At 72.4% G+C, this 7,373-nt stretch carries 9 protein-coding genes; 8 read left to right on the forward strand and 1 reads right to left on the reverse strand.

Annotated elements, in window-relative coordinates; all coding sequences use genetic code 11:
* On the forward strand, nt 1-1,107 hold a 1,107-nt coding region (gene metE, locus ESO86_RS08190), incomplete at its 5' end, for a 5-methyltetrahydropteroyltriglutamate--homocysteine S-methyltransferase (protein ID WP_129234457.1).
* Between the two features lie 102 nt (nt 1,108-1,209).
* Here metE and lexA read toward each other — a convergent pair.
* A complete protein-coding gene (gene lexA / locus ESO86_RS08195; protein ID WP_242492277.1) occupies nt 1,210-1,887 on the reverse strand; it encodes a transcriptional repressor LexA in 678 nt (225 codons plus the stop codon).
* Between the two features lie 271 nt (nt 1,888-2,158).
* Here lexA and ESO86_RS08200 point away from each other — a divergent pair, with 271 nt between their 5' ends.
* The 7 genes from ESO86_RS08200 to ESO86_RS08235 form a co-directional block, all read left to right on the forward strand.
* Nucleotides 2,159-2,539, forward strand: coding sequence for a LysM peptidoglycan-binding domain-containing protein (locus tag ESO86_RS08200; protein WP_242492275.1), 381 nt, complete (start codon nt 2,159-2,161; stop codon nt 2,537-2,539).
* Nucleotides 2,540-2,600: 61 nt separating this feature from the next.
* Nucleotides 2,601-3,695 (forward strand): histidinol-phosphate transaminase, encoded by a 1,095-nt coding sequence (locus ESO86_RS08205; protein ID WP_129234459.1) that lies wholly within the window; start codon nt 2,601-2,603, stop codon nt 3,693-3,695.
* A 44-nt stretch (nt 3,696-3,739) separates the two neighbouring features.
* Entirely contained in the window at nt 3,740-4,354 is a 615-nt protein-coding gene (gene hisB / locus ESO86_RS08210; RefSeq protein ID WP_129234460.1) for an imidazoleglycerol-phosphate dehydratase HisB, read from the forward strand.
* Complete coding sequence (gene hisH / locus ESO86_RS08215; protein ID WP_129234461.1) at nt 4,351-4,989, forward strand: imidazole glycerol phosphate synthase subunit HisH; 639 nt, start codon at nt 4,351-4,353, stop codon at nt 4,987-4,989. Before hisB ends, hisH begins: the two co-directional genes overlap by 4 nt.
* A 113-nt stretch (nt 4,990-5,102) precedes the next feature.
* Complete coding sequence (gene priA, locus ESO86_RS08220; RefSeq protein WP_129234462.1) at nt 5,103-5,849, forward strand: bifunctional 1-(5-phosphoribosyl)-5-((5-phosphoribosylamino)methylideneamino)imidazole-4-carboxamide isomerase/phosphoribosylanthranilate isomerase PriA; 747 nt, start codon at nt 5,103-5,105, stop codon at nt 5,847-5,849.
* On the forward strand, nt 5,833-6,633 hold the full coding sequence (locus tag ESO86_RS08225) for an SseB family protein (RefSeq protein WP_129234463.1): 801 nt from the start codon (nt 5,833-5,835) through the stop codon (nt 6,631-6,633). The genes priA and ESO86_RS08225 overlap by 17 nt, the downstream gene beginning before the upstream one ends.
* A 115-nt stretch (nt 6,634-6,748) precedes the next feature.
* The coding region (locus ESO86_RS08235; RefSeq protein WP_242492276.1) for a pyridoxal-dependent decarboxylase at nt 6,749-7,373 on the forward strand (625 nt) is incomplete at its 3' end.

Here is a 7,373-nt window from a genome sequence, read left to right on the forward strand (position 1 = left end):
CCCGCGGTGCGGGCCCGTCTGGACGCCCTCGACGCGACCGCGTTCGCGCGCGCGCCCTACGACGCCCGCGTGGCCGCGCAGGAGGACCTCGCGCTGCCCGCCCTCCCGACGACCACGATCGGCTCGTTCCCGCAGACCGCCGACATCCGCCGAGCCCGCGCGCGACTCGTGAAGGGCGAGCTCACGGATGCCGCCTACCGCGAGCTGATGCGCGAGGAGATCGCGCGCGTCATCAGGCTGCAGGAGGAGCTGGGCCTGGACGTGCTCGTGCACGGCGAGCCCGAGCGCAACGACATGGTGCAGTACTTCGCCGAGCTGCTCGACGGCTTCGCGGTCACGCAGCACGGTTGGGTGCAGTCGTACGGCTCGCGGTGCACGCGTCCGTCGATCCTCTGGGGCGACGTGTCGCGCCCTGCGCCGATGACCGTCGAGTGGTCGACGTACGCCCAGTCGCTCTCGGAGAAGCCCGTCAAGGGCATGCTCACGGGGCCGGTCACGATCCTCGCGTGGTCGTTCGTGCGCGACGACCAGCCGCTCGGCGACACGGCCCGCCAGGTCGCGCTCGCCCTGCGCGACGAGATCGGCGACCTCGAGGCGGCCGGGATCCGCGTCATCCAGGTCGACGAGCCCGCGCTCCGCGAACTGCTGCCGCTGAAGCGCGCCGACCAGCCCGCGTACCTCGACTGGTCGGTGGGGTCCTTCCGACTCGCCACGGGCGGCGCGGCGCCGGCGACGCAGGTGCACACGCACCTCTGCTACTCGGAGTTCGGCGTCGTGATCGACGCGATCCGCGAGCTCGACGCCGACGTGACCTCGATCGAGGCGGCGCGCAGCCGCATGGAGGTCGTCGGCGACCTCGCGGCGAGCGGGTTCGACCACGGCGTCGGGCCGGGCGTCTACGACATCCACTCGCCGCGCGTGCCGAGCGTCGAGGAGGTGCGCTCGCTCCTCGAGCGCGCGGTCGACGGCGTGCCCGCCGGCCGGCTCTGGGTGAACCCCGACTGCGGGCTGAAGACACGCGGCTACGACGAGACGGTCGCCTCGCTCGCGAACATCGTCGAGGCGACGCGCTCGGTCCGCGAGGGGGTCGCGGTCCCGACGGCCTGACGAGCGTGCGCGACGGCGGATGCCGCGGGGGAGCCCGCGGCATCCGCCGTCCGTCGCCGCTGGCGGGACGACCGCTCTTCGCGAGTGCTCGCGCGGGGGCGGCTAGACCGTGCGGAGCACCGCGACGACCTTGCCGAGCACCTCGGACTCGTCGCCGAGGATGGGCTCGAAGGCCGAGTTGCGGGGGAGCAGCCAGGTGTGGCCGTCGCGCTGGCGGAAGACCTTGACGGTGGCCTCGCCGTCGAGCATCGCCGCGACGATCTCGCCGTTCTCGGCCGTCTTCTGCGAGCGGACGACGACCCAGTCGCCGTCGCAGATCGCGGCGTCGATCATCGAGTCGCCGACGACCTTCAGGATGAACAGCTCGCCCTTGCCCACGAGCTGGCGGGGAAGTGGGAAGACCTCCTCGATCTGCTGCTCGGCCATGATGGGCACGCCTGCGGCGATGCGGCCGACCATGGGGACCATGGCCGCATCGCCGACGGGGGCGGGCTCGACCGATGCCGGGCGGTGCTCCGTCCCGGGGACGTCGATGAGGATCTCGAGCGCACGGGGACGGTTCGGGTCGCGCCGCAGGTAGCCGGCGAGCTCGAGCTGGTTCAGCTGGTGCGTGACGCTCGAGAGCGAGGAGAGTCCGACGGCGTCGCCGATCTCGCGCATGCTCGGCGGGTACCCGCGGTCGGAGACCGAGCCGCGGATGACCTCGAGGATCGCGAGCTGCTTCGGACTCAGCGTCTTGCGCCGACGCGACCGGCCGCCCGCGCCGCGTGCCTGGTCGATGTCGATGCTCACGTGCCTCGCCTCTCGTCGGGACCGCGTCGGCCCGGATGTCGGTGGTCGGTGTTCGACTGTCGTCGGACATTCGAAACTGTATCCGCCTCGCACGCGCGCGACAAACATCCGTTCGAGTGTGTCGCGGAATCCGGGCCGGAAATCCCACCCTCCGGTGCTTGCAGCTTCGATTGTTCGAAGATATATTCGGAACACAGCTTCGCATCCGGCCCTCCCGGCCGAGGGCCGGATGCGCAGCTGGAAGCCCGGGAGGTGCGGAATGAGTGCAGTGGTGATGGGGGCCGCGAGTGCGGCGCCGACGATGCCCGCGTTCGGGTCGACGACCCCGCGCGCCCGGCTGAGGCTCACCAGGCGCGGTCGCGTCGTCGTCACGGGTCTGGCTGCGCTCCCGTTGGTGCTCGGCGTCCTGGTCGGCGTGCTCTCGAGCGGTGGCGCTGTCGCCGGGATCGACGGCGGTGCCTCCGCGATGACGTTCGAGACCGTCGAGGTCGGTGCAGGCGACACGCTGTGGGGCATCGCCGAGACGATCGCTCCGTCGTCCGATCCGCGCGACGTGATCTACGAGATCATGCGACTGAACGGCCTCGACGACGCCGTCGTGCAGCCCGGCCAGCAACTCGTCCTCCCCGCCGTCGGGTAGCCGTCGCCCGCCGTGCTCCGGCGCCGCGAAACACGACGAGGCGCGCGGATAGCATTGATCGGTGACGAGTCTCGACGACCTGCCCATCCGCGACGATCTGCGCGGCAAGTCCCCGTACGGCGCACCGCAGAAGCACGTGCCGGTCGCGCTCAACGTGAACGAGAACACGCATCCGATCCCCGAGGACGTCGCGCACGACATCGTCGCGCGCGTGGCGGCCGCGATCATCGGCCTGAACCGGTACCCCGACCGCGAGTTCACCGAGCTGCGCACCGCGCTCGCGCGGTACCTCGGCCACGACCTCGTGCCGGAGCAGCTCTGGGCGGCGAACGGCTCGAACGAGGTCCTGCAGCACGTGCTGCAGGCCTTCGGCGGACCGGGACGCACCGCGCTCGGCTTCGGGCCCACCTACTCCATGTACGGCCTCCTCTCGTCGGGCACCGGCACCGGGTGGATCGCCGCCGACCGCGACGGCGACTTCGAGCTCTCGCCCGAGACCGCGGTCGCGGCGATCGAGCGCCACGATCCCGACGTCGTGCTGCTGTGCTCCCCGAACAACCCCACGGGCACGCCGCTCTCGCTCGAGACGATCGCCGCGGTCGCCGACGCCGCACGCGGCGTGGTCGTCGTCGACGAGGCCTACCACGAGTTCGCCGACCCGGGCACGCCGAGCGCGTTGACCCTCCTCGAGGGACGGCCGAGGCTCCTCGTCTCGCGGACGATGAGCAAGGCGTTCGCGTTCGCGGGGGCTCGCGTCGGCTACCTCGCCGCCGCCCCGGCGGTCATCGACGCCCTGCGCCTCGTGCGGCTCCCGTACCACCTCTCCGCACTGACCCAGGCGGCGGCGCTCGGTGCCCTCGCCCATGCCGACGAGATGCTCGCGATGGTCGACGAGATCCGCGCCCAGCGCGAGCGGATCACGCGCGAGCTCCGCGGGCTCGGCTTCCACCCGTACCGCAGCGGCGCCAACTTCGTGCTCTTCGGCGGCGTCGCCGACCCGCACGCGGTGTTCGAGGCGCTCCTCGATCGCGGCATCCTGATCCGCGAGATCGGCCTGCCGGGCTGCCTGCGCGTCACCGCGGGCACCGAGGCCGAGACGACGGCGTTCCTGGAGGCGATGGCCTCGTTCGCGCCGTCGACCGCCGCGAACGCCTGATCCACCCCGGAATCCTTCCCGACCTCCCCGAATAGGATGACCCCATGAGCACCGACCGCCCCGCGCGCACCGCGCGCGTGCAGCGCGAGACCAGCGAGTCGAGCATCGACCTCTCCATCGACCTCGACGGGACCGGCACGAGCGACATCGAGACGAGCGTGCCGTTCTACGACCACCTGCTCACCGCGTTCGCGAAGCACTCGCTCACCGACCTCACCGTGCGCGCGAAGGGCGACATCGAGATCGACGTGCACCACACCGTCGAAGACGTCGGGATCGTGCTCGGCACGGCGATCCGGCAGGCGCTCGGCGACAAGCGCGGCATCTCCCGGTACGGCGACGCGCTCGTGCCGCTCGACGAGGCGCTCGCGCAGGCCGTCGTCGACATCTCCGGCCGGCCGTACCTCGTGCACGCGGGCGAGCCCGCCGGCTTCGAGTTCCACCTCATCGGCGGGCACTTCACGGGTTCGATGGTCCGTCACGTGTTCGAGGCGATCACCTTCAACGCGGGGCTCACGGTGCACGTCAACGTGCTCGGCGGCCGCGACCCGCACCACATCGCGGAGGCGGAGTTCAAGGCGTTCGCGCGCGCGTTCCGCCAGGCGAAGGCGTGGGACCCGCTCGTCACCGGCATCCCGTCCACGAAGGGCGCCCTGTGAGCGCCGCTCGGCGCGTCGCCGTCCTCGACTACGGATCGGGCAACGTCCACTCGGCGGTCAAGGCGCTCGAGCGCGCCGGCGCCGAGGTCGAGCTCACCGCCGATCGCCGCTCCGTCATGGAGGCGGACGGGCTCGTCGTCCCCGGCGTCGGCGCCTTCGCGGCCGTCATGGAGGGCCTGCGCTCGGTGCGGGGAGACGAGCTCATCGACCGCCGCCTCGCGGGCGGGCGCCCCGTGCTCGGCATCTGCGTCGGCATGCAGGTCATGTTCGAGCACGGCGTCGAGCGCGGCGTCGACACCGAGGGCCTCGGCGAGTGGCCGGGCGCCGTCACCGAACTGCCGAGCGAGGTGCTGCCGCACATGGGCTGGAACACCGTGGAGCCCGATGCGGGATCCGTGCTGTTCGAGGGACTCGAGGACGAGCGGTTCTACTTCGTGCACTCGTACGGAGCGCAGACGTGGAGCCTCGACGTCATCCCGCCGTTCCCGCAGCCGAAGCTGACCTGGTCCGAGCACGGCGGGCGTTTCCTCGCCGCAGTCGAGAACGGCCCGCTGTCGGCGACCCAGTTCCACCCCGAGAAGTCGTCGGATGCCGGCATCCGCCTGCTCTCGAACTGGATCCGGTCGCTCGGCTGAGGCCGGACGCGACCTCCCGAGACCTTCGATGCGTCACGGCGTTCCGGTGCGGACTAGGATGCTGTGACTGTGCCGAGGCCGCATCTTCGGCGGCATCCGATCCGAGGACAGTGATGAGTGAGTTCAGCAAGACCCCCCGCCTGGTGCTGCTTCCGGCAGTCGACGTGGCGGGCGGCAAGGCGGTCCGCCTGACCCAGGGCGAGGCGGGGACCGAGACGAACTACGGCGACCCCGTCGACGCGGCCGGCGACTGGGCCGACCAGGGGGCCGAGTGGATCCACCTGGTCGACCTCGACGCCGCGTTCGGCCGCGGGTCGAACGCCGGGATCCTGAAGAAGGTCATCCGCCAGGTGCGCGGCGTGAACGTCGAGCTCTCCGGCGGGATCCGCGACGACCGGTCGCTCGAGAACGCCCTCGAGATCGGCGCGAAGCGCATCAACCTCGGCACGGCGGCCCTCGAGAACCCGGAGTGGGCGGCATCCGTCATCGCCCAGTACGGCGAGGCGATCGCGATCGGCCTCGACGTCCGCGGCACGACCCTCGCCGCGCGCGGTTGGACGAAGGACGGCGGCGACCTCTGGCAGGTCATGGACCGCCTCGAGGACGCCGGCGCAGCCCGGTACGTCGTGACGGACGTCACGAAGGACGGCACGCTGCAGGGTCCGAACGTCGACCTGCTGCGGCAGATCATGGAGCGCACCCGCCGCCCCGTCATCGCGTCGGGCGGGGTCTCGAGCCTCGATGACATCGCGGCGCTGCGCCAGCTCGTCCCGCAGGGACTCGAGGGCACCATCATCGGCAAGGCCCTCTACGCGGGCGCGTTCACGCTGCCCGAGGCGCTGGATGTCGCTTCCCACTGATCCCTCGGCCGACTCCGCCGGGCGCCCGTGGGCGGGCCGGTCGTTCGAGTCCAACCCGCACGCGGCCGACGACGGCCGGATGCCCGAGGCGCTCGGCGCGGCCCTCGCGCGCTTCCGGACGGGAGACGGCGGTCAGGCCGAGGTCGTCGCGGCGTTCGGTGCGTCGCGCCTGCTCATCCCGCTGCTGGCCGAACTCGGCGACGGCGGGAGCGAGGTCGGCGCGCACGGCCACGCCGTCGACAAGAGCCAGGAGCTCTCGATCGTCACGGTCGAGGGGCCGGACGGGCGACGCGTGCTGCCCGTCTTCGGTTCCGTCGAGGCGATGACCGCGTGGAACCCGGTCGCGCGGCCGGTGCCCGCCGACGGCGTGCGCGTCGCGCTCGCGGCGGCCGACGACGGCACCGAGCTCGTTGTCCTCGACCCCGGCTCGCAGACCGAGTTCGTGCTGCGCCGTCCCGCGGTCTGGGCGGTCGCGCAGCAGCAGCCGTGGCATCCGCCCGTCGAGTCGGCGGCGGTCCGGCAGGCCTTCGAGCGCTCGATCGGGGGCGAGCTCGCCGTGCTCGGCGTCGACCTCGTCGCTGGCGACCCCGATGCGCGGCTGCGAGGCCCCGAGCTCGTCGTGCGGCTGCGTCTCGTCTCGGGCCTCACGCGGACCGAGCTCGACGCCACGACCGCACGCCTCGCACGACGCTGGGCCGCCGACGACGCGATCGCGACCGGGGTGGACTCGCTCGCGGTGAAGCTCGTCGCGGGCGATCCGGAAGCGTCAGCGCCCGAGGCCTGACCGCCGGCCGGCCGGGTCGAGGACCTCGCCCCTTCGGTGCCGGACGTTGACCGCGCCCGCGCGAGGGGAGCAGGATCGGGACTGCGCGACGACGCGTGGAAGTCCAGGTGAAACGATGTCCGACGCACCTTCACGATCGGCTGCGGCGCCCGAGCTCCGCCCGCTGGACGACGACCTCCTGGGTCTCGCCCATCGACACGCCGCGGCGTGGCTCGACACGCTCCCCGAGCGGCCCATCCCGCCACGTGCGGGCGTCGAGGAGGTGATGGACGCGCTCGGACGCGAGTTGCCGGAGCATGGCGAACGCGCGGATGCCGTCATCGACCGGCTCGCCGAGGCGGCGGAGCCCGGCCTGATCGCGATCGGGTCGCCGCGGTTCTTCGGGTGGGTGATCGGCGGCACGCAGCCGGTCGCGCTCGCGGCGGACTGGCTCGTCTCGGCCTGGGACCAGAACTCGGGACTGAGGACCATCACTCCCGGGGCGGTCGCAGTGGAGGAGATCGCGTCATCGTGGCTCCTCGACCTGCTCGGCCTCCCGGCCGGAAGCGACGTGGGCTTCGCCACGGGCGCGACGACCGCGCAGTTCGCATGCCTCGCCGCGGCGCGCGACGAGGTCCTCCGCCGGGTCGGCTGGGACGTCGAGGAGCAGGGGCTCGGCGGCGCGCCCCGCATCCGCTGGATCGCCGGCGCCGAGCGGCACGGCACGATGGACCTCGCGGCGCGCTACCTCGGCCTCGGCT

Source organism: Agromyces binzhouensis, assembly GCF_004135055.1.
Taxonomy (GTDB): domain Bacteria; phylum Actinomycetota; class Actinomycetes; order Actinomycetales; family Microbacteriaceae; genus Agromyces; species Agromyces binzhouensis.